This is a genomic window from Paracoccus sp. AK26 (assembly GCF_011801365.1).
Classification (GTDB): domain Bacteria; phylum Pseudomonadota; class Alphaproteobacteria; order Rhodobacterales; family Rhodobacteraceae; genus Paracoccus; species Paracoccus aerius.
This window is the reverse complement of record NZ_CP041041.1, coordinates 1,525,138-1,546,924: the sequence shown is the minus strand read 5'-3', so window position 1 is coordinate 1,546,924 and position 21,787 is coordinate 1,525,138. Positions and strand designations below refer to the sequence as shown.

23 protein-coding genes are annotated in these 21,787 nt (G+C 65.5%); 15 read left to right on the top strand and 8 right to left on the bottom strand.

Features of this window, described 5'->3' with window-relative positions; genetic code table 11:
* Positions 1-10: 10 nt before the first annotated feature.
* From FIU66_RS07675 to FIU66_RS07645, 7 genes are all read left to right on the top strand, one after another.
* Positions 11-238, top strand: a complete 228-nt coding sequence (locus tag FIU66_RS07675; RefSeq protein ID WP_167622148.1) for a hypothetical protein — start codon at positions 11-13, stop codon at positions 236-238.
* A gap of 108 nt (positions 239-346) precedes the next feature.
* Entirely contained in the window at positions 347-547 is a 201-nt protein-coding gene (rpmI, locus tag FIU66_RS07670; RefSeq protein WP_130989495.1) for a 50S ribosomal protein L35, read from the top strand.
* 16 nt (positions 548-563) lie between these two features.
* Complete coding sequence (rplT, locus tag FIU66_RS07665) at positions 564-923, top strand: 50S ribosomal protein L20 (RefSeq protein WP_167622147.1); 360 nt, start codon at positions 564-566, stop codon at positions 921-923.
* Positions 924-1,025: 102 nt separating this feature from the next.
* The gene (locus FIU66_RS07660; protein ID WP_167622146.1) at positions 1,026-2,393 is read left to right on the top strand and encodes a cytochrome P450; all 1,368 of its coding nucleotides are present in this window, start codon (positions 1,026-1,028) and stop codon (positions 2,391-2,393) included.
* A gap of 110 nt (positions 2,394-2,503) precedes the next feature.
* A complete protein-coding gene (locus tag FIU66_RS07655) occupies positions 2,504-3,910 on the top strand; it encodes a sodium:alanine symporter family protein (RefSeq protein ID WP_167622145.1) in 1,407 nt (468 codons plus the stop codon).
* Positions 3,911-4,002: 92 nt separating this feature from the next.
* Entirely contained in the window at positions 4,003-5,085 is a 1,083-nt protein-coding gene (gene pheS, locus FIU66_RS07650) for a phenylalanine--tRNA ligase subunit alpha (RefSeq protein ID WP_167623433.1), read from the top strand.
* Entirely contained in the window at positions 5,082-5,573 is a 492-nt protein-coding gene (locus tag FIU66_RS07645) for a hypothetical protein (protein WP_167622144.1), read from the top strand. The genes pheS and FIU66_RS07645 overlap by 4 nt, the downstream gene beginning before the upstream one ends.
* Positions 5,574-5,695: 122 nt before the next feature.
* Here FIU66_RS07645 and FIU66_RS07640 read toward each other — a convergent pair whose 3' ends face one another.
* The gene (locus FIU66_RS07640) at positions 5,696-6,190 is read right to left on the bottom strand and encodes a hypothetical protein (RefSeq protein WP_167622143.1); all 495 of its coding nucleotides are present in this window, start codon (positions 6,188-6,190) and stop codon (positions 5,696-5,698) included.
* Between the two features lie 110 nt (positions 6,191-6,300).
* On the opposite strand from FIU66_RS07640, the gene FIU66_RS07635 reads away from it, so the two are divergent.
* Positions 6,301-6,711: a SufE family protein gene (locus FIU66_RS07635; protein WP_167622142.1), complete on the top strand. Its 411-nt coding sequence runs from the start codon at positions 6,301-6,303 to the stop codon at positions 6,709-6,711.
* Here FIU66_RS07635 and mnmA read toward each other — a convergent pair.
* Entirely contained in the window at positions 6,683-7,849 is a 1,167-nt protein-coding gene (mnmA, locus tag FIU66_RS07630) for a tRNA 2-thiouridine(34) synthase MnmA (protein WP_167622141.1), read from the bottom strand. The genes FIU66_RS07635 and mnmA overlap by 29 nt on opposite strands.
* Before the next feature lie 147 nt (positions 7,850-7,996).
* Here mnmA and FIU66_RS07625 point away from each other — a divergent pair, with 147 nt between their 5' ends.
* The 4 genes from FIU66_RS07625 to recG all read left to right on the top strand — a co-directional run bounded on the left by FIU66_RS07625 (position 7,997) and on the right by recG (position 13,452).
* On the top strand, positions 7,997-8,272 hold the full coding sequence (locus FIU66_RS07625) for a DUF1153 domain-containing protein (RefSeq protein WP_167622140.1): 276 nt from the start codon (positions 7,997-7,999) through the stop codon (positions 8,270-8,272).
* Positions 8,273-8,366: 94 nt separating this feature from the next.
* Complete coding sequence (gene ctrA, locus FIU66_RS07620; RefSeq protein WP_167622139.1) at positions 8,367-9,074, top strand: response regulator transcription factor CtrA; 708 nt, start codon at positions 8,367-8,369, stop codon at positions 9,072-9,074.
* Between the two features lie 92 nt (positions 9,075-9,166).
* Positions 9,167-11,359, top strand: a complete 2,193-nt coding sequence (gene ligA / locus FIU66_RS07615) for an NAD-dependent DNA ligase LigA (RefSeq protein ID WP_167622138.1) — start codon at positions 9,167-9,169, stop codon at positions 11,357-11,359.
* Complete coding sequence (gene recG / locus FIU66_RS07610) at positions 11,332-13,452, top strand: ATP-dependent DNA helicase RecG (protein ID WP_240544637.1); 2,121 nt, start codon at positions 11,332-11,334, stop codon at positions 13,450-13,452. Before ligA ends, recG begins: the two co-directional genes overlap by 28 nt.
* Before the next feature lie 259 nt (positions 13,453-13,711).
* Here the strand turns inward: recG and FIU66_RS07605 are convergent, their stop codons facing one another.
* Positions 13,712-14,152, bottom strand: coding sequence for an iron-sulfur cluster assembly scaffold protein (locus tag FIU66_RS07605; RefSeq protein WP_167622137.1), 441 nt, complete (start codon positions 14,150-14,152; stop codon positions 13,712-13,714).
* Between the two features lie 62 nt (positions 14,153-14,214).
* Between FIU66_RS07605 and hisI the strand changes: the two genes are divergently transcribed.
* Positions 14,215-14,574, top strand: a complete 360-nt coding sequence (gene hisI / locus FIU66_RS07600) for a phosphoribosyl-AMP cyclohydrolase (RefSeq protein ID WP_167622136.1) — start codon at positions 14,215-14,217, stop codon at positions 14,572-14,574.
* Between the two features lie 60 nt (positions 14,575-14,634).
* Here the strand turns inward: hisI and gluQRS are convergent, their stop codons facing one another.
* The 5 genes from gluQRS to FIU66_RS07575 form a co-directional block, all read right to left on the bottom strand.
* The gene (gene gluQRS, locus FIU66_RS07595; RefSeq protein WP_167622135.1) at positions 14,635-15,480 is read right to left on the bottom strand and encodes a tRNA glutamyl-Q(34) synthetase GluQRS; all 846 of its coding nucleotides are present in this window, start codon (positions 15,478-15,480) and stop codon (positions 14,635-14,637) included.
* Positions 15,462-16,799, bottom strand: coding sequence for a methylenetetrahydrofolate--tRNA-(uracil(54)-C(5))-methyltransferase (FADH(2)-oxidizing) TrmFO (gene trmFO / locus FIU66_RS07590; protein WP_167622134.1), 1,338 nt, complete (start codon positions 16,797-16,799; stop codon positions 15,462-15,464). The genes gluQRS and trmFO overlap by 19 nt, the downstream gene beginning before the upstream one ends.
* Before the next feature lie 91 nt (positions 16,800-16,890).
* Entirely contained in the window at positions 16,891-17,511 is a 621-nt protein-coding gene (locus FIU66_RS07585) for a 50S ribosomal protein L25/general stress protein Ctc (protein ID WP_167622133.1), read from the bottom strand.
* A 65-nt stretch (positions 17,512-17,576) separates the two neighbouring features.
* Complete coding sequence (locus FIU66_RS07580) at positions 17,577-18,785, bottom strand: alpha-hydroxy acid oxidase (protein WP_167622132.1); 1,209 nt, start codon at positions 18,783-18,785, stop codon at positions 17,577-17,579.
* A gap of 55 nt (positions 18,786-18,840) precedes the next feature.
* A complete protein-coding gene (locus FIU66_RS07575; RefSeq protein WP_167622131.1) occupies positions 18,841-19,095 on the bottom strand; it encodes a hypothetical protein in 255 nt (84 codons plus the stop codon).
* An 84-nt stretch (positions 19,096-19,179) separates the two neighbouring features.
* Between FIU66_RS07575 and FIU66_RS07570 the strand changes: the two genes are divergently transcribed.
* On the top strand, positions 19,180-19,764 hold the full coding sequence (locus tag FIU66_RS07570) for a TetR/AcrR family transcriptional regulator (RefSeq protein ID WP_167622130.1): 585 nt from the start codon (positions 19,180-19,182) through the stop codon (positions 19,762-19,764).
* A 66-nt stretch (positions 19,765-19,830) separates the two neighbouring features.
* Positions 19,831-21,726 (top strand): DNA primase, encoded by a 1,896-nt coding sequence (gene dnaG / locus FIU66_RS07565; RefSeq protein WP_167622129.1) that lies wholly within the window; start codon positions 19,831-19,833, stop codon positions 21,724-21,726.
* Positions 21,727-21,787 lie beyond the last annotated feature (61 nt).

Here is a 21,787-nt window from a genome sequence, read left to right as displayed (position 1 = left end):
GGGGACATCCATGTCCGATTACCTGCTGCTGGGCGGCATTGCGCTGTGCCTTCTGTCCATCGTCGTCGCGGTGGTGCAGCTTCTGCAGACCCGCCCGCCGCGGGCCGCTGCGATCATGCTGATCCTGGGCATCGCGGCAATCTTCGCCGCGGCCTACCTGTCGCCCCAGCCGTTCAGCTTGGAACAGATCCCGCAGGCCTGGGCGCGCCTGACGGGCGGGGCGACCACGACGCCATAACGGCTTGCCAAATTCACCGTGCGCGCTTATACGGCGCGCTTCCTGCCCGTGCGGCCGGCCACATGGCATTGCCGAGCCGCACGTTCACTCTGATCCAAGGAGACGAAAATGCCGAAGATGAAGACCAAGTCGGCCGCCAAGAAGCGGTTCTCGTTCACGGCTTCGGGCAAGGTGAAATCCGCCCAGGCCGGCAAGCGCCACGGCATGATCAAGCGGACGATCAAGTTCATCCGCGACGCGCGCGGCACCACCGTCCTGTCGGACGCTGATGCTAAGATCGTCAAGAAATACATGCCCTATAACCGCTGATCGCGAGGACTGAACAATGGCACGAGTTAAATCCGGCAAGGTCACCCACGCCCGCCACAAGAAGGTCCTGGACGCGGCCAAAGGCTATTACGGCGCCCGTTCGCGGAACTTCCGCACCGCCACCCAGGCTGTGGACAAGGCGAACCAGTACGCCACCCGCGACCGCAAGAACCGCAAGCGCAACTTCCGCGCGCTGTGGATCCAGCGGATCAACGCGGCCGTCCGCCTGGTGGACGCCGAAATGACCTATTCGCGTTTCATCAACCTGCTGGCGAAAGCCGGGATCGAGGTTGACCGCAAGGTTCTGGCCGACCTGGCCGTGAACGAACCCGATGCGTTCGGCGCGATCGTGGAAAAAGCGAAAGCCGCTGCCTGATCCAATTGGGCAAGCCGGTATCTGGGCCAGTGCGTCGATGACGTGCTGGCCTTTTTCGTTCGCGGCGTTGTGCTGGGGGTTGCGGCTTCCTATCCTTTCTGGATGACCATCCATCAAGCGCCGCACCATCCTGCCCGCGAACCCGTGAAAGTGGCGCTTGCCCGGCAGCCGCTGGGCATCGTCGGCACCGCCCTGACCGCGCGGCGCAACCTGCTGGAACTGATCCCGCAGATCGCCACCCGGCAGCCGATCGTTTCGGGCAAGACGGGCGTGCGCTTTCACATGGTCATGGACCCGCCGACGCTGCGCCACATCCTCAAGGACAGGGTCGAGGATTATCCGAAGTCCAACGTCACCAAGCTGATCCTGGAACCTGCCATAGGCGACAGCCTGTTCGTGGCCGAGGGGGCGCAGTGGCGATGGCAGCGCCGGGCCGTGGCACCCGCCTTTGCCCTGCGCCATGTCGAGGGGCTGGGCCCGGTCATGACCGCCGCGGCCGAGGCCTCGTCCCGCCGTCTTGCAGCGGCGCGCGGCCCGGTGGACCTGTTCAGTGAAACAGTGGCCGCGACCTTCGAGGTGATCTCGGACGTGACCTTGTCCGGCGACCGGGCCTTTGACCGGGACGCCGTGCATCATGCCATCGACGGCTATATCGCGCAGACGGCCAAGGTGTCGCTGCTGGACGTGATGGGACTGCCGGGCTGGATACCCCGTCCGGGCCGCATGTTCTCTCGCCCCGGCTTGAACCGGATGAAGGAGATCGCCGACCGGGCCATCGACGCGCGCGCGGCAGAGCCTCGGACCAACGGGGCGCCAGACCTTCTGGACCTGCTGCTGGACGCCAGCGATCCCGAAACGGGCCGCGCCATGACACGGGACGAATTGCGCGACAACCTGCTGACCTTCATCGTCGCGGGGCACGAGACGACGGCCCTGACCCTGGCCTGGGCGCTGTATCTCTGCGCCTTCGATCCGGGCATCCAGGACCGCGCCGCGACCGAGGCGCAGGCGACCTTGGGCGACCGGGCCGCGACGGCGGCCGACCTGCCGCGCCTGCCGTTGATCCAGCGGATCGTGTCCGAGGCGCTGCGGCTTTACCCGCCGGCCGCTTTCCTGTCCCGCACGGCGCAGGTTGCCGACCGCCTGTGTGGCCGAGAGGTTCTGCCCGGCGATACGGTGATGCTGCCGATCTATGCGCTGCACCGCCACCATCTGCTGTGGGACCGCCCCGATGCCTTCGACCCGGACCGCTTCCTGATCACCCGTGACCGCTATGCCTATCTGCCCTTCGGCGCCGGGCCGCGCATCTGCATCGGCGCCAGCTTCGCGCTGCACGAGGCGGTGATCATCCTTGCCACGCTTCTGGCGCGCTTTCGGTTCGACCCGATACAAGGCCGCAATCCGCAGCCGCGGATGATCCTGACCCTGCGCCCGCACGGAGGCGTCTGGCTGAAGGTCAGGCCGCGCTGAACCCCGTTTCGGCCTGCGTGCAACAGTTCGGCCATGAAACCGTTAAGGCCTGAGGCGGGCGGTTCACGCGCGTGTTACACTCGCGTGAATTGAAGAACCAGGAGCGCGGCATGAACACCATCATCGACTTCCTTAACAATATTTTCTGGGGCTATGTCCTGATCTACGGGCTGATCGCGGTCGGCATCTATTTCACCGTGTCGCTGGGCTTCATCCAGTTCCGCCACTTCCCCGAAATGTTTCGCTGCGTTGCCGGATCGCGCTCGGGCGACCGCGACGGCATCTCGCCCTTCCAGGCGCTGACCGTGTCGCTGGCCAGCCGAGTTGGCACGGGCAACATCGCCGGCGTGGCGGTGGCCCTGACGCTGGGCGGGCCGGGTGCGATCTTCTGGATGTGGGTGGTGGCGACGGTCGGCATGGCTACGGCCTATGCGGAATCGACGCTGGCGCAGCTTTACAAGGTCCATGGACCCGACGGCATGTATCGCGGCGGCCCGGCCTTCTACATCGCGAACGGGTTGCGCCAGCCTTGGCTTGCGGCGGTCTTCGCCATCGCGCTGATCCTGGCCTTCGGGATGATCTTCAACGCCGTGCAGGCCAATTCCATCGCAGAGGCCGTCGAAGGCGCCTTCGGGATCGAAAAATGGATCGTCGGTATTGGCGTTGCCGCGCTGACGGCAGTCATCATCTTCGGCGGCATTCCGCAGATCGCCCGGTTTGCGGAATTCGTGGTGCCCTTCATGGCGGGGGCCTATCTGCTGGCCGCGATCATCGTCATCGTCATGAACATCTCCGAAGTGCCGGGCGTCCTGGGCATGATCGTCGCAAACGCTTTCGGCCTGCAGGAAGCCGCCTGGGGCGTGACCGGCGGCGTCATGGCAGCGGCGCTGAACGGCATCAAGCGGGGACTGTTCTCGAATGAGGCCGGCATGGGCTCGGCCCCCAATATCGCGGCGGTCGCGGTGCCTGACCCGCACCATCCGTCCAGCCAGGGCTTCGTTCAGGCCTTGGGCGTCTTCATCGACACCATCCTGGTCTGCACCGCGACCGCGATCATGATCCTGCTGTCCGGGGCGATCCCCTCGGCCGAACTGACCGGCACCGCGCTGACCCAAAGCGCCCTGACGGAACATTTCGGGTCATTCGGCGGCATCTTCGTGGCGATCGCGATCTTCTTCTTCGCTTTCACCTCGATCATCGGAAACTACAGCTATGCCGAGAACTCGGTCGTCTATTTGGGCGGGGGCAAGGCCGGCATCATCATCCTGCGCTGCGTTGCGCTTGCAATGGTGATCTGGGGGTCGATCCAGGCCGTGACCACGGTCTTCAATTTCGCCGATGCCAGCATGGGCCTGATGGCCACCATCAACCTGATCGCCATCGTCCTGCTGTCCCGCACGGTCATCCGCGTGACCCGCGACTACGTTACGCAGCGAAAGGCGGGCCACCAGCCGACTTTCCACATCGGCGACCATCCCGACCTGGACCTTGGCGTGAACCGCGAAATCTGGAAATAGCTCAACCGCCTTGGCCGCCGGCGGCGCGGCCAAGGCTTTTCCACCGTCGTCACAAATGCTAACGCAAGTCCCGACAAGGACGAGGCATGACGATGGATGATCTGAACCCCCTCCGCCAGCAATGGCTTGACCGCATCAACGGCGCCACCGATCCTTCGGCGATCGAGGAGGTGCGTCTGGCCGCCTTGGGCAAGAAGGGCGAGATCAGCTTGAAGATGCGCGAACTGGGCCGGATGTCGCCCGAGGAACGCCAGACCATCGGCCGCGCCCTGAACGAGTTGCGCGACGAACTGGACGCCGCCCTGCGCGCCCGCAAGCTGTCGCTTGAGGATGCGGCGCTGGAGGCGCGGCTGGCCGGCGAATGGCTGGACGTGACGCTGCCCGGCCGCCCGCGCCCGCAGGGGACCATCCACCCGATCAGCCAGGTGACCGAGGAAGTGACCGCGATCTTCGCCGACATGGGCTTCGCGGTCGCCGAAGGCCCACAGGTCGAAGCCGACTGGTACAATTTCGACGCGCTGAACATCGCGCCCGAACATCCCGCGCGCCAGGAACATGACACCTTCTTCATGCACCGCGCGCCCGGCGACAACCGCCCGCCGCATGTTCTGCGCACCCATACAAGCCCCGTCCAGATCCGCGCGATGCAGCAGCACGGCGCCCCCGTCCGCGTGATCGCGCCGGGACGCGTCTACCGCATGGACATGGACCAGACCCACACGCCGATGTTCCACCAGATCGAGGGCGTTGCGATCGACCGCGACATCAGCATGGCCCAGCTGAAATGGACGCTCGAGGAGTTCTGCCGCGCCTTCTTCGAGGTCGATCAGGTCGAGCTGCGCTTCCGCGCCAGCCATTTCCCCTTCACCGAACCCTCGGCCGAGGTCGACATACGCTGTTCCTGGGAAGGCGGCCAGTTGAAGATCGGCGAGGGCAATTCCTGGCTCGAGATCCTTGGCTCGGGCATGATGCATCCCAATGTCCTGCGCGCCGGCGGCATCGACCCCGACCAGTGGCAGGGCTTCGCCTTCGGGATGGGCATCGACCGGATTGCCATGCTGAAATATGGCATCCCCGACCTGCGCGCCTTCTTCGAAAGCGACCTGCGGTGGCTGCGGCATTATGGCTTCGCGGCAGGGGATGTGCCGAGTGTGGCAGGTGGATTGAGCCGATGATTTTCCTGCAACTGGCTATCGGTTTGATGATCGCCACAGTAATTTACCGTTGGCAAAAGCAAATCGACCGCCAAACTGCCGTTTATGCTGAAATTAAAAAACTCTGCGCTGACTATACAGCGGCGGCTCGCAGAGCCTACTTTGAGCAACCGTATATGAATGATCTCACAAATGCTGAGAGGGTTGAACGGTTCTTTTCAATCTCAGAACGTGAACAGGAAATGTACGTTGCTCGCGATCAGCTCTACTTGCTCGCGCCTGAAGCGATCGTTGAGCTAGTCAAGAAACATGATCAATGTTTTCGAACATGGAAGGCCAATTTTCCAAAAGTAGGCCAAACTGATGCAGATATCATCAATGCCAGTAGAGGCAATGACAACGACTTGCGTTCCTCATATAGTGAGATGCTTGATGGTATGAGGCTCTGGCTGCAAACACATTCGGCCGAATACTCATTTATTCCAAAGGCCATGCATAGGCCAAAATGAACAAGGAGTATACTTGCACGCATCGCCACTGACAGAGGTGCGTGATGTCACGCACCCTGCGAGGATATGCTGGAGATGTCGGGTGCGTGCTCGCACGCACGATGTCAGCCGCTATATTTTCCCTACCGCCCCAGCCGCACCACATTGCTGGCGCTCGTGATCTCCACCGCCGCAATCCGCGACAGTTGCACCGATGACAGTGACATCGCCGCCGTGATGTCGTCCACGCCGGGGCGGGCGGGCAGGGCGGCGGCGCTGCCGGGCGCAGGCGGGACGCCCACCAGCCGCAGCCGCAGCACGCCGTCGGCGTCGGGAGAGATGCGGTCGCCCGGCATCGGACGCGCGGTGACAAGCGCGACCGAGGAATAGCCGCGCACGGGCGCAAAGCCGTTCACGACCAGCAGGCGGCCTTCGTTCAGCGGCTCCCACCGGGCGGCGGTGATCTGGGGGATGTCGGGACGGTTGTCCGACACCTCGGCATAGCCGCCCTCGGGTTCCAAGGTCCGGGCCGGCGCCTCGCCCCAGGACAGGGGGTTCCAGCTGCTGTCGCCAAGCCTTCCGCAGCCGGTCACGACCAATGCGGCGGCGATCAGCAGGGGCGCGGTCAGTTTGCTCATGTCACCATCCCTCGGGTGTTTTCGGTTTGTTAGGCGAAATCCGGTGCGGGATAAAGGCACTTTGACCTTGCAGGCCCGGCGCGGTAACCACGGGACAAAAGGACCACGCCATGGCAACCCAAGCCTTCGAAGACATTGCCGAGACCTTCGACTTCCTCGACGACTGGGAGGAACGTTATCGCCACGTGATCGAACTGGGTCGGGCCATGCCGCCAATGGACCCGGCGCTGCAGGTGCCCGCAACCAAGGTCGAGGGTTGCGCCAGCCAGGTCTGGATCATGCCCCGGATCGAGAATGGCCTTTTTGATTTCCAAGGCGAAAGCGACGCGATGATCGTGCGCGGGCTTATCGCTGTGCTGCACGCGCTTTATTCCGGCGTTCCGGTGGGGCAGGTTGGCCAGATCGACGCGCAGGCCGAACTGGCACGGCTGGGACTGGACGAGCATCTGTCGTCGCAGCGGTCGAACGGACTGCGCGCGATGATCCAGCGAATCAGGCAGCTTTCCGCCGACGCAGCGTGATCCAGCCGCCGCCCAGCACACGGGTGCTGTCGGGTTCGTAGAAGACGCAGGCCTGGCCCGGGCTGACGCCTTCCTCGGCATCCAGCAACTCGACCTCGGCCCGGGTGGCGTCGATGGGGCGCAGGATCGCGGGCCGCGGGGGGCGGGTCGACCGGATGCGGACCATCACCGGGATCTCGCCCGCGAAAGGCTGGTCGCCCAGCCAGTTGACCTCGTTGACGGGCACGACCGTTGTCGCAAGCGCCGATTTCGGGCCCACCACCACACGCCGGGCATCGGGATCCAGCCGCACGACGTAAAGCGGATCGCCCAGGCCCCCGATCCCCAGCCCGCGCCGCTGGCCGATCGTATAGTTGATCACGCCGCGATGCTGGCCCAGGACGTTGCCGTCGGTGTCCACGATGTCGCCGGGCTCGGCTGCATTGGGGCGCAGCTTCTCGATCACCGCGGCGTAGTTCCCGTTCGGCACGAAGCAGATGTCCTGGCTGTCGGGCTTGTCCGCGACGGCCAGCCCGTATTCTGCCGCCAAGGCGCGGGTTTCCGCCTTGCTTTCCAGGTGGCCCAAGGGAAAACGCAGGAAATCAAGCTGTTCCTGGGTCGTCGAGAACAGGAAATAGCTTTGATCGCGGTTCGCGTCCGCGGCCATGTGAAGCTCGGCCCGTGCCGCGCCGTCCTTGCGCTGGATGTAGTGCCCGGTCGCCATGCAGTCGGCATCCAGGTCGCGCGCAGTTTCCAGCAGGTCGCGGAACTTGACGCGCTCATTGCAGCGGATGCAGGGCACCGGCGTCGCGCCCGCCAGATAGGCATCGGCGAATTCGTCGATCACCGATTCGCGGAACTTGTTTTCGTAATCCAGAACATAGTGCGGAAAGCCCATGCGTTCGGCCACGCGTCGCGCGTCATGGATGTCCTGGCCCGCGCAACAGGCGCCCTTTTTCGCCAGGGCCGCACCATGGTCGTAAAGCTGCAAGGTGACGCCGATCACGTCGTAACCCTCGGACTTCAGCTTTGCGGCCACGACCGAACTGTCCACGCCGCCCGACATCGCCACCACCACCCGCGTCTCGGCGGGTGGCTTGGCAAAGCCCAGGCTGTTCAACGAAGGCGCGCGCGCGGGCGCGCGGTGGTGCAGGGTCATGGCAGATCCAAGGATAAAGATTGCGTCGAAATATAGGCAAATGCTGTCTATTCTCAAGCGCCCAAGCACGCAAAAACCTGTCATCCTCAATCAGGCCTTAGGGGATTTGGGGGAATGTCGGTCACAGGCGACATAGGACAGATGGGAATGTTCTTGAAGAAAACCGATGCCCCCCGAACCGTGATCCTGCCCGACGGCAGGGTCCTAAGCCTGGCCGATTTGCCGCCGGAAGACACGCGGTGGGTGGCAAGCCGCAAGGAAACCGTGGTCAACGCCGTCCTTTACGGCCTCATCAAGAAGGACGAGGCCCTGCGCCGCTATGGCCTGTCCGAGGAAGAGCTGGACAGTTGGGCAAGGGCGATGAAGGCGCATGGGGCCGTTGCCTTGAAGGTCACGTCGATCCAGCGATTCAGGCAACCATAGATTGCGCGAATGCGGAAGACGCATCATGGTAACAACATATTAACCTTATCGGTCGATGGTTCATTAGCGTAAACACGAATCGGGGCATATGTTCATGAGAATTCTGTTGGTTGAGGATGATCCCAGCACGGCTCGGGCCATCGAACTGATGCTGACGGCGGCCAGCTACAACGTCTTCCGCACGGACATGGGAGAGGAGGGAATCGACCTTGCCAAGCTGTACGATTATGACCTGATCCTGCTGGACCTCGACCTGCCGGACATGCACGGGATGGAGGTTCTGCGCCATCTGCGGCTGGCACGCGTGGACACGCCCATCCTGATCCTGACGGGCTCTGACGATACCGAAAGCAAGCTGCGCGGCTTCGGCTTCGGTGCCGACGACTACATGACCAAGCCCTTCAACCGCGAGGAATTGCAGGCCCGGATCCAGGCCATCATCCGCCGTTCCAAGGGTCACAGCCAAGCCATCATCAAGACGGGCGAGATCGTGGTGAACCTCGATGCCCGGTCCGTCCAGGTCAAGGGCAAGGCCGTGAACCTCACGGGCAAGGAATACCAGATCCTGGAACTGCTCAGCCTTCGCAAGGGGACGACGCTGACCAAGGAAATGTTCCTGAACCATCTCTACGGCGGAATGGACGAACCCGAACTGAAGATCATCGACGTCTTCATCTGCAAGTTGCGCAAGAAACTGTCCGAGGCGATCGGCGGCGACAGCCATATCGAGACGGTCTGGGGCCGGGGCTATGTCCTGCGTGAGCCCGCCCCGAACGCCGAACGTCTGGCCATCGGCGCCTGACAGGCGGGGCGCCGCATCATCGTTGCGGCAGCCCCTGTAAACTGCCCCGCCCGACGTCGTATAGAACGGACAGACGGAAGGCGGAGGCAGCGATGGCGGATACTGATCGGGGTGAGGGCGGGGCAGGCTGGAGTGATCCCGCCCTTCTGGACGAAAAGCGCGCTGGCGATGAAATCGCCGATCTGGCGGCGCGCGTCGCCCAGGCTAACGAGGATTACCATACCAAGGACGCTCCGGTCCTGTCGGACGCCGAATATGATGCGCTGAAGCAACGTCTGCTGGCCCTTGAGCAAGCTTTTCCGCAGCTGGCCCGACCCGACAGCCCGACGCAGGCGGTCGGCGGGGCGGTGGCGGAAGGCTTTGGAAAGGTCACACATGCCCAGCGGATGATGTCGCTGGAAAACGGCTTCAGCGCCGAAGATGTCGCGGATTTCGTGGCCCGCGTCCGAAGCTTCCTGGGACTGCGGGGCGACGACCTGTCCTTCACGGCCGAACCCAAGATCGACGGCCTTTCCCTGTCCCTGCGCTATGAGGACGGGCTTCTGGTGCAGGCGGCAACCCGTGGCGATGGCACCGTAGGCGAGAACGTCACCGCCAATGCCCGTACCATCGCCGACATTCCCCACAAGCTTCCGGACGGCGCCCCCCGGATCCTGGAGGTTCGGGGCGAGGTATACATGAGCCATGCCGACTTCGAGCGCCTGAATGCGGCCGAGGGCGGGCGGGTCTTCGCCAACCCGCGCAATGCCGCCGCCGGATCGCTGCGCCAGATCGACCCCGCCGTGACCGCCTCGCGTCCGCTGCGGTTCTTCGCCTATGGCTGGGGGGAATTGAGCGAGCCTCTGGCCGACACGCAAATGGGGGCCGTCGAACGGCTGGCCGCCCTCGGCTTCCAGACCAATCCGCTGACGCGGCTTTGCCGGGATGCGGACCAGATGCTGGCGGTCTGGGCCGAGATCGAGCAGCAGCGCGCCACACTGGGCTATGACATCGACGGGGTCGTCTACAAGGTCAACGACTTGTCATATCAGACGCGGCTTGGTTTCCGCTCGACCACGCCCCGCTGGGCTCTGGCGCACAAGTTCCCCGCTGAAACGGCTTGGACCCGGCTTGACCGGATCGAGATCCAGGTGGGCCGCACCGGCGCGCTGTCGCCGGTCGCGCGGCTGGAACCCGTCACGGTCGGCGGCGTGGTGGTGTCGAACGCCACCCTGCACAACGAGGATTACATCGCCGGCCGCGACAGCAGCGGCACCCCCATTCGCGAGGGTCGCGACATCCGCGAAGACGACTGGGTCATGGTTTATCGCGCCGGCGACGTGATCCCGAAGATCGCCGACGTGGACCTGTCCCGCAGGCCTGCGGGCAGCCAGCCCTACCGCTTTCCCGAAACCTGCCCCCAATGCGGATCGGACGCGATCCGCGAGCCGGGCGATTCGGTGCGCCGCTGCACCGGCGGCTTGGTCTGCCCTGCGCAAGCTATCGAGAAGTTGAAGCATTTCGTCAGCCGCGCCGCCTTCGACATCGACGGCCTGGGGGCCAAGCAGATCGAGATGTTCTTCGCGGATCCAGCCCTGCCGATCCGCGAACCCGCCGACATCTTCACCCTGGCAGACCGCGACGCCCGCAGCATCGCGCGGCTGAAGAACCGCGAAGGATTCGGCGCCCGCTCGGTCGAAAAGCTGTTCGCCGCCATCGAGGACAAGCGCCGCATCCCGCTGGAGCGGCTGATCTTCGCCCTTGGCATCCGCCATGTGGGCGAGGTCGCGGCAGGCATCCTTGCCCGCCATTTCGGTACCTGGGACGCGCTGATTGCGGCCGTGGACGCCGCAGCAAAGGAACCTGCCTTCGCCGTCCCCGATGACAAGGCCCGCCGCCAGGCCATGGCCGGCAGCCCGCACTGGTCCGAGTTGACGACCATCAACGGCATCGGAGCGGTCTTGGTCCAGTCGCTGGTGACCACCCTGACCCAAGAGGCCGAGCGGGCCAGCATCGACCGCCTGACCGCGCAGATCGAGGTCATCCCGGCAAAGGCTCGCCAGGTGCAGCAGACCCAGGTGTCCGGCAAGACCCTGGTCTTTACCGGCACCCTTGAACGCATGACCCGGGCCGAGGCCAAGGCCCGAGCCGAGGCGATGGGCGCCAAGGTCGCAGGCTCGGTCAGCGCGAAGACCGACCTGCTGATCGCCGGGCCGGGGGCTGGGTCCAAGGCCAGCAAGGCCGCCGAACTGGGCGTCAAGGTCATCGACGAGGACGAATGGCTGCGCATCGCGGGCGGGTCATGACCCAGCCCAAGGGCCGTCCCCCGGCGCTGTTCCCGCTGTTCGCGGCCATCGACACCCTGCCTGGCATTGGCCCAAAGGGGCGCGACGCCCTGGCACAGATGGGGATCGAGCGGCCGCGCGACCTGATCCTGACCCTGCCCAGCAGCGGCATCATCCGCCGCCGGATCGCCCGGATCGGCGATGCCCGCCCGCCCGAGATCGTGACGGTGGCCGTGACGGTCGGCCGCCACCATCCGCCCGCGTCGAAGGGCCGACCCTGGCGCGTCCATTGCAGCGACGGCGTGAGCGACCTGACGCTGACCTTCTTCCATCCCCGAAAGGAATGGATCGAGGGCCAGCTTCCCACAGGTGCCCGCCGCATTGTCAGCGGCAAGATCGAGTTGTTCGACGGCATAGCGCAGATGGTCCATCCCGATCATATCCAGCGCGAGGAAGACCCGCCCCTGGCAGAATTCGAGGCGGTCTATCCCCTCGCGGCCGGCCTGACCCGGAAGACGATGGTGAAGGCAGCCGAGGCTGCGCTGACGCGCCTGCCGCCGGTGCAGGAATGGATCGACCCGCAGCTTGTCGCGCAGCGCGGCTGGCCCGACTTCGCGACGGCGCTGCGGCAGGCCCATGACCCGCAGTCCTTGCGCGATCTGTCGCCGGATGCGCCCGCCCGGACGCGACTGGCCTATGACGAGTTTCTGGCCCACCAGATGACCCTGGCCCTGGTCCGTCGCGAAAGGCGGCGGCTGAAGGGGCGGCCCAGCCCCGGGGATGGTCGGCTGCGCCGTGCGATCCTGGGTCATCTGCCCTGGCCGCCCACCGGCGCGCAGACCCGCGCGGTCAGCGAAATTGCCGCCGACATGGCCAGCGACCGGCGCATGAACCGGCTGTTGCAGGGGGATGTGGGGTCGGGCAAGACCCTGGTCGCCATGCTGTCCGCCCTGGTGGCGGTCGAGGCGGGCGGGCAGGCGGTGCTGATGGCGCCGACCGAGATCCTGGCCCGACAGCACGCCCGCGCCCTGGAACCGCTGGCCCGTGCGGCAGGCGTTCGGCTGGCCGCCCTGACCGGCCGCGACAAGGGCGACTTGCGCGCGCAACTGCTGGAGGATCTGGCCCAGGGCCGCATCGACATCCTTGTCGGCACTCATGCCGTCTTCCAGCGGGGGGTCGATTTCCAGGACCTGCGCCTGGCGATCATCGACGAACAGCACCGCTTCGGCGTGGCCCAGCGGCTGGAGCTTTCGGCCAAGGGACAGGTGCCGCCCGACATGCTGATCATGACCGCGACGCCCATCCCGCGATCGCTGGCGCTGACGCAATATGGCGACCTGGACATCTCGATCCTGGACGAAAAGCCGCCGGGGCGGCAGCCGATCACCACCGTGATGATCAGCGATCAGCGCCTGGACGAGGTCACGGCGCGGCTGCGCCGGGTGCTGGATCAGGGGGCACGGGCCTATTGGGTCTGCCCGCTGGTCGAGGAAAGCGAGGTCACGGACCTGACTGCCGCCGAGGCGCGATTTCAGTCGCTGCGCGCCCTGTTCGGGGAAACGGTGCGGCTGGTCCACGGCCAGATGCCTGCCGATCAGCGCGACGCGGCCATGGCGGATTTCGCAAGCGGCCGCGCCCAGCTTCTGGTCGCCACGACCGTCATCGAGGTCGGGGTGGATGTCCCCCAGGCGACGATCATGGTGATCGAGCGCGCGGAAAGCTTCGGCTTGGCGCAGTTGCACCAGCTTCGCGGCCGCGTAGGGCGGGGGTCGGGCGCCTCGACCTGCCTGCTGATGTATCACCCGCCCCTGAACGAGACCGGCGCACGGCGCCTGACGACGCTGCGCGACACCGAAGACGGCTTCCGCATCGCCGAGGTGGATCTGGAGATGCGAGGCGCGGGCGACGTGATCGGGACGGCGCAGTCCGGCCTGCCGCGGTTCCGCATCGCCGATCTGGAACATCAGGCGGGGTTGATGGCGGTCGCCCGGCAGGATGCTCGCAACCTGCTGGAGCAGGATCCGGGGCTTGGAAGCCCGCGGGGGCAGGCAATCCGGATGCTGATGTGGCTGATGAGCCAGGATGAAGCAATCCGCCTGATCGCAGTCGGCTAGAAGTTCTTAAAATGTTCTTTACGAATCGGAACAAAAATGAGAACAAATGGGCAACAGAGAGGAGTTGCCCATGTCCCGCGAATTCTTGTCCGATCTTCTGGGTGTCACTGCCCTGACCGTCACCACGATCATCACACTTTGGCTGCCTGCCATCCTGCAGGCCTGAACTCTGCCCCGCGTTGCCGTGACGGCGCCCCGCCTGTGCGACCGTCGATCCCCAGCACGCGCACCTGGCCGGCCCCCTTAAGGGCCGGTCTTTTTATGTCTGGCTGGCGGCGTCCATAGCCTGAAGCGTCGCATCCCAGGCCAGCAGGATGGATGCGTGCCGGTTGGGATAGTCCCGCGCAGGCAGCAGCGCCTCGAGATCGGCGAAGGGTTCTGCCGGGGGCGTTCCGCCATCCGTCAGCATCGCGTTCAGGGCGTCGCGCGCTTGCGCGATCTCGGTCCGGCTGCGGCCGATCACTGCCTGGCCCAGGACCGAGGCCGAGGCCTGGCCCAGGGCGCAGGCGCGAACCTCTTGGCGGAAATCCGCGATCCTGTCGCCATCCATGGCGACATAGGCGGTGACCGAGGATCCGCATTGCGGCGACCGGCGCATGGCCTTGCCGTCGAAATCCGGCAGCGTGCCCAGATGCGGAATGGCCGTCGTCAGCGCCAGGATCCTGCGGGAATAAAGCTGCATCAGGTCGCTGTCGGCCATCGGTCTTTCCCCTGCGCTGCGCTTTGCCCTAGATAGGGACGCGACCCGCGAAAGGAAACCCGATGTTCGATCCTGCCAGCCTGAAATTTGACGCCAACGGCCTGATCCCGGCCATCGCACAGGACGCTGACAACGGTGAAATCCTGATGATGGCCTGGATGAACGCCGACAGCGTGGCACGCACGCTGCAAACCGGGCACGTCACCTATTGGTCCCGGTCACGGCAGTCGTTCTGGGCCAAGGGCGAAAGCTCGGGCCATGTGCAGGAGTTGGTGGAGCTGCGGATCGACTGCGACCGGGACTGCCTGCTGCTTCTGGTGCGCCAGACCGGCCCTGCCTGCCATACCAATCGGCGAAGCTGCTTCTATACCGCCGTCCGCGACGGGGCCGAGGTCGAGATCATGGCGCCGATGGCCGAATAGGGGCGCTGCCCGCGTCCCCGTTCGGGCGACCCCTCCGGGATATTCGACCCAGAAGATGGGCTAGAGGCCGATCATGCGGCGGATGTCCTGCGGCGTGGCGCCGTCCTGCCGGTAATGGCGAAGGGCGCGGGCGTCGTCGCGCTTGGCCAGGCGCTTGCCCGCGTCATCGCGGATCAGGCGGTGGTGATGATAGGCGGGTGTCGGAAGGCACAAAAGCTTCTGGAGCAGGACATGGATGAAGGTCGAATCGAACAGGTCCTTTCCACGCGTGACCAGGGTGATCCCCTGCGCGGCGTCATCCACAACGACTGCCAGGTGATAGGACGTCCCCATGCCCCGGCGCGACAGGATCACGTCGCCGATGCCGTCGAGGAACTGGTCCTTTGTCAGGACATGGTCCTGGTCCGGCATGATCGACTCGTCGCGAAAGCCGATCCGGTCGATGCCCAGGGCGTCGAAGGCGCGGGCGACATCCAGGCGGATCACATCACCCGGTCCGGCGTCGGACAGGCCGCGGGCGCGGCAGGTGCCGGGATAGACGAGGCCGTCCGGCCCTGCCGGCAAGGCGCCTTCCTGCGGGGCCGAAAGAACCGCGCGGATATCGCCCCTGCGGCATTGGCAGGGATAGGCCAGCGGGGCAAGCCGGGCTAGCGCGTCGCGATAAGCCTGCATCCGATCCGTCTGGCGCATGACCGGCTGTTGCCAGGAAAGCCCCAGCCAGGCCAGGTCCTCATGGATCGCGGCCTCGTATTCGGGACGACAGCGGTCGCGGTCAATGTCCTCGATCCGCAGCAGGAACCGTCCGGGATCCGCCAGCCGTTCCGCCACAAGCGCCGCATAGGCGTGGCCCAGATGCAGCAGCCCGGTCGGAGAGGGGGCGAAGCGGGTTACTGCGCCGCCAGCCATGCGCGGAAATCATCCTTGGCCCGTTGGGTATAGGCGGGATAGCGGTCCTTGCGGCCCTTGCGGCCGCTGCGCATCTCGTCCAGCGGGGGGAACAGGCCGAAGTTCACGTTCATCGGCTGGAAGGTCTTGGCCTCGGCCCCGCCGGTGATGTGGTTGACCAAGGCACCCATCGCCGTCGTGGGCGCAGGCGGCGGCAGGTCGTGCCCCAGTGCCTGCGCGGCCGCCATCCGGCCCGCCAGCAAGCCCATCGCCGCGCTTTCGACATAGCCCTCGACGCCCGTCACCTGGCCCGCGAAGCGCAGGTTCGGACGCTGACGCAGGCGCATCCGGTCGTCCAGCAGCGTGGGCGAGTTCAGGAAGGAATTGCGGTGGATGCCCCCCAGCCGGGCGAAGCTGGCGTTTTCCAGCCCCGGGATCATGCGAAACACCTGGGTCTGGGCGCCGTACTTCATCTTGGTCTGGAAGCCGACGATATTGTAGAGCGTTCCCAATGCATTGTCCCGCCGAAGCTGAACCACCGCATAGGCTTTTTCATCGGGCTTGTGCGCGTTCGTCAGTCCCACCGGCTTCATCGGGCCGTGGCGCAGGGTCTCGCGGCCGCGTTCGGCCATGACCTCGATCGGCAGGCAGCCGTCGAAATAGCCAGCCGTTTCGCCCTCGTGGAACTCGGTCTTCTCGGCTGCCAGAAGGGCGTCGATGAAGGCCTCATACTGGTCGCGGGTCATCGGGCAGTTGATATAGGCCTTTTGCTCGGCCTCGGTCTCGCCCTTGTCATAGCGGCTTTGTTCCCAAGCCACCGTCATGTCGATCGTGTCGGCATGGACGATGGGGGCGATGGCATCGAAGAAGGCCAAAGCATCGGTGCCCGTCACCGACCGGATCGCCTGCGCAAGGCTGTCCGAGGTCAGCGGGCCGGTGGCGACGATCCAGTTGCCGTCGCCGGGCAATTCGGTGATTTCGCCCGGGACGATCCGGATCAGCGGCTCGGCCCGCAGGGCTTGGGTGACTGCGGCGGAAAAGGCCTCGCGGTCGACGGCAAGGGCGCCGCCCGCAGGCAGCTTGTGGCGATCGGCCATGGTCATGATCAGCCCGCCCGCCGCGCGCATTTCCCAATGCAACTGGCCTACGGCGTTCATCACGTCGTCGTCCGACCGGAAGCTGTTCGAGCAGACCATTTCCGCGCAGTCGCCGGTCTTGTGGGCGAAGGTGCCCTTGGCCGGGCGCATTTCATGCAGGATCACGGGCACGCCCGCGCGGGCCGCCTGCCATGCAGCCTCGGACCCGGCAAGTCCTGCGCCGATGATATGGATGGGTTCCATGTGACCTCCTGCTGGCGGGGTAGCAAAGCGCCCCGAAAATGGAAAGGGCGGCGCCTGTGGCACCGCCCCAAATCGCGCATGGCCGGAAGGATCACTCCTCGGCTGCGGCTTCCTCGGTTTCGTCGTCGCCACCCGACCGCAGCGCGGACGGCGCGGCGATGTTGGCGATCACGAAGTTGCGGTCGATCGTCGGCTTGACGCCTTCCGGCAGCTTCACGTCGTTGATGTGGATGGTGTCGCCGACGTTCAGGCCTTCCAGATCGACGGTGATGTGATCGGGGATGTCACCCGCGGTCACGACCAGCTCGACCTCGGGGCGCACCGTCACCAGCGTGCCGCCGCGCTTCAGGCCGGGGCACTTGTCGTGGTTGATGAAGTCCACGTGGATGAACAGGTTCACCTTCGAGGTGCGGCGCAGGCGCATGAAGTCGATGTGGATCGGCAGATCCTTCACCACGTCCTTCTGGACGCCGCGGCAGATGACGCGGACGTCGTCCTGGCCTTCAACCTTCAGGTTGAACAGCGTGGACATGAAGCGGCCGGCGCGCAGTTGCGTCAGCAGCTTGTTGAAGTCGAACTGCACGTTGACCGGGTCTTTGTGGTCGCCATAGACGACTCCGGGCACCTTACCGTCGCGGCGAGCTTGGCGGGCGGCCCCCTTGCCTGACCCCGCGCGCGGCTCGGCCACCAGATCAGGGATCTCTTTGGCCATGATATATGTTCCTATCAGTTGTGGATGCCGCCATCCTCCAAGGGTGCATGGCGACAGGTCGCGGCCTATACGGCAATGGGGGCGATTTGTGAAGCCCTCATCGGCGCGGCGACCTCGTATTCATCCAGGAAGCCACGGGGGATCATCACGTTCTGCGGCCCCAGGTGCTTGACGTCGCGTTCGCCGCACAGGGCCATGCTGATGTCCAGTTCCTTGCGGATGATCTCCAAGGCCTTGGTCACGCCCGCCTCGCCCATGGCGCCCAGACCGTGCAGCCATGCCCGCCCGATCCAGGTGGAGTGGGCGCCAAGCGCAAGCGCCTTCAGCACGTCCTGGCCGGACCGGATGCCGCTGTCCATGTGGATTTCCACCCGGTCGCCCACGGCCTTCACGATATGCGGCAGCATCCGGATCGAGGACAGCGCCCCGTCAAGCTGCCTTCCCCCGTGGTTGCTGACGACGATCGCATCCGCCCCGAAGTCGGCGGCGATGCGCGCATCGTCGGGGTCAAGCACGCCCTTCAGGATCAGCTTTCCGCCCCACATGTCGCGGATCCGGGCGATCTTGTCCCAGTCCAATCGTTCGTCGAACTGGTCGGCGGTCCAGCTCATCAGGCTGGAGGGGTCTGCGACCCCCTTGGCATGGCCCACAATGTTGCCGAAGAAGCGGCGCTTCGTCTGTAGCATCCCCAACCCCCACCGCCAGCGGGTCGCCAGATCCAGCAGCGTGGGCAGGGTCAGCTTGGGGGGTGCGGACAACCCGTTCTTCAAATCCTTGTGCCGCTGGCCCAGGATCTGAAGGTCCAGCGTCAGGACCAGGGCGCTGCAATTCACCTTCTTCGCGCGCTCGATGATGGCGGCCAGGAAGTCCTGGTCCTTCATCACGTAAAGCTGGAACATGAAGGGCTTGGTCGTGTGTTCCGCGACATCCTCCAGCGAACAGATGGACATGGTGGACAGGCAGAACGGCACCCCGAACCGTTCCGCCGCCCGTGCAGCGTGGATTTCGCCGTCCGCGTGTTGCATCCCGGTCAGGCCGACCGGCGCAAGGGCAACCGGCATCGTGGCGGGCAGGCCCACGATGTCAGATGCGGTACTGCGGTTGGACATGTCCACGGCCACCTTCTGCCGCAGCTTCAGCCGGGCGAAGTCCGTCGTGTTCTCGCGGAAGGTCTGTTCCGTATAGCTGCCGGATTCGGCGTAATCATAGAACATCCGGGGCGTACGGGCGCGATGCATCCGCTTCAGGTCTTCGATCGAGGTGACGACGGGCATGGCCTTCTCCGCAGTTTGGTAAAATTTCTTTACCAGAAGCGGTGACGCCGGGCAATCATCCTTGCGGACGCATCCGCGCCAGCGTTCCCGGTTCGATGACCGGGCCGCGCAGCGCCTCGGCGCGCTGGCGCAAGGCATCGGCACGGGCCTGCGCTCCGGCATCGACGTCCGCAGGGGAAAGGGCCGCGTCAGGCGCGTGGTCGGGCAGGGTGGGTTCGGCCAGGATCTGGTCGGTGGGCAGCAGGCGGGGATAGTCCTCTGCCTCGCCGGTGCAGCCAGCCAGCAGGGCCGCCAGGGGGATGATCAGCATCTGTCTCATGCGGTCATGCTTACGGCGGGCAGGGGTTCCCGGCAACGGACTTTCCCGGCCCGCCGCCACGCGCTAGAAGACCGCATGGCCCGCACCCAAGGTTCCCGCGCCGATGTCACCGGCCCCCTGATCCGCACCCATGCCCGCCGCCTGTTCGCGCGGCAGGGCTATGCTGCCGTGTCGATGCGCCAGATCGCATCGGCTGTGGGGGTGCAGGCCGGGGCGCTTTATGCTTACACGCCCGACAAGCAGGCGCTGCTGTTCGATCTGCTGGAAAGCCACATGCAGGAATTGCTGGGCGCCTGGACCGACGTGCCTGGCGATCCGCTGGCGCGTCTGGAACACTTTGTGCGCTTCCACATCGACACCAGTCTGGATCACGCCGACACGGTCTTCCTGTCCTACATGGAACTGCGCAACCTCACGCCCGAAAACTATGCCCGCATCGCGGCCCTTCGCGGCGAATACGAGGCCGCGCTTGAAGCGATCCTGCGCGACGGGATGGCGGCGGGGCTGATGCGGATCGACGACGCGCGGCTGGCGACAATGGCGCTGATCGCGATGCTGACGGGCGTGACCAACTGGTATCGCGAAGGCGGGCGGCTGGACCGGCGGCGGATCGGCGACATCTACTGGGGTCTTGCGCGCGGCGCGGTGGGCGCGGATTGACCGCCGCGTCTCTGTTGTCCAAATACCCCCCTTCCTTGACGCCGCCCGCAGCGCGATAATCCCCCCATGAGTCTTCCCCCCGGCTTCCTTGACGAGATTCGCAACCGCGTCCCCATTAGCCGCGTGATCGGCAAGAAGGTCGTGTGGGATCTGCGCAAGTCGAACCAGGCGCGCGGCGACTGGTGGGCGCCATGCCCGTTTCACCAGGAAAAATCCGCCAGTTTTCATTGCGATGATCAGAAGGGCTATTACTACTGCTTCGGCTGCCACGCGAAAGGGGACGCCATCAAGTTCCTGCGCGAGGCCGATGGGATGGAGTTCATCGAGGCCGTGAAGCTGCTAGCGGCCGAGGCCGGGCTTCAGATGCCCGAGGCCGATCCCCGGGCACGCGAAAAGACCGACCGCCGCACCCGCCTGTTCGAGGTGACCGAGGCCGCAAGCCGCTGGTTCCGCCTGCAATTGCAGACTGCCGCCGCCGCCGAGGCGCGTGATTACCTTGTTCGGCGTGGACTGGATCAGGCGGCGCTCGACCGGTTCGAGATCGGCTTTGCGCCCGACAGTCGGACGGCCCTGACGCAGGCCCTCCGCGACAAGGGCTTCGACGAATCGCTGGTTGTCGAATCGGGAATGTTGGCCAAGCCCGACGGGGGCGGGGCGGCCTATGACCGCTTCCGGGGGCGGATCATGTTTCCGATCCGCGACGGGCAGGGCCGCTGCATCGGCTTCGGCGGACGCGCGATGGATCCGAATGCGCGGGCCAAATACCTCAACAGCCCGGAAACGCCGCTGTTCGACAAGGGCCGCAGCCTTTACAACCTTGGACCGGCGCGGGCGGCGGTCGGCAAACGGCAGCGCCTGGTCGTGGCCGAGGGCTACATGGACGTGATCGCCCTGTCCCGGGCGGGCTTCGAAGGCGCCGTCGCCCCCCTTGGCACTGCCATTACCGAAGAACAGTTGCGCCTGATGTGGCGCGTGTCCTCGGAACCGGTGATCGCTCTTGACGGCGATGCGGCGGGGCAGCGCGCGGCGCAGCGGCTGATCGACCTGGCGCTGCCGATGACGGGTCCGGGGCAGGCGTTGCGCTTCGTGATCCTGCCAGCGGGGCAGGATCCTGACGACCTGATCAAGTCCGCCGGGCCGGGGGCGATGGCTGCCCTGCTGGACGGCGCAAGGCCGCTGGTCGATCTTCTCTGGGCGCGGGAAACCGAAGGGCAGGTCTTCGACAGTCCCGAACGCAAGGCCGCGCTCGACAAGCGGCTGCAGGACGCGATCGGCAAGATTCCCGATGAAGTGACCCGCAACCATTACGCCGAGGAACTGCGCCGCAAGCGGTGGGAACTGTTCGGCGGCGGCGCACGCCGAGGCGGCGAACGGAGCTTCAAGGGCCGGGGCGGCCAGGGAATGCCTGCGCGGCCGGTCTTGCCTATTCCCGCGATGGCAACCGATCCTCAGGCCGCAGCAGCCTTGCTGGAGGGCGCAAGCCTGCTGATCTGCGCCCTGCGCCCCGAACTGATCGGCCCGATCGAGACGCGGCTTGAACGCTTGACACCGCATGACCCGGACCGGGCGGCGCTGCTTTTCGATCTGATGGGCCAGACCCAAAGCGAAGCCGGGCGTCGCGGGCTTGAAACGCTGCGGCGGGACGCCCATCTGGGCCTGACTCCTGCGGTGATCGACGCCCAGGATACCGAGACCGTTGCCGCCATCCTGGCCAATCTTCTGGACCGGCTGGAGGCGCAGCGCGCCATCGGCGCAGAACTTGCCCGCGCCGAGGCCGAGATCCAGGGCGAGGCCGACGAAGGCCTGACCTGGCGGATGCAGCAGATTGCCCGCGCCCGCCACCGGGCCGAACGGCCGGAACTGGAGGGCGGCCTGGACCTGAACGAGGACCGGGACGCCCTGTCGGCCCAGTTGTCCCAGTTCGTCGATGGCCAGATCTGGCGCAAGCCGCCGCGTCGCTGACCACCTCGGGGTGATTCGCGGCGCTATCCGAATCAGTTGTCGCGCGTGCCCTTTGATTCGG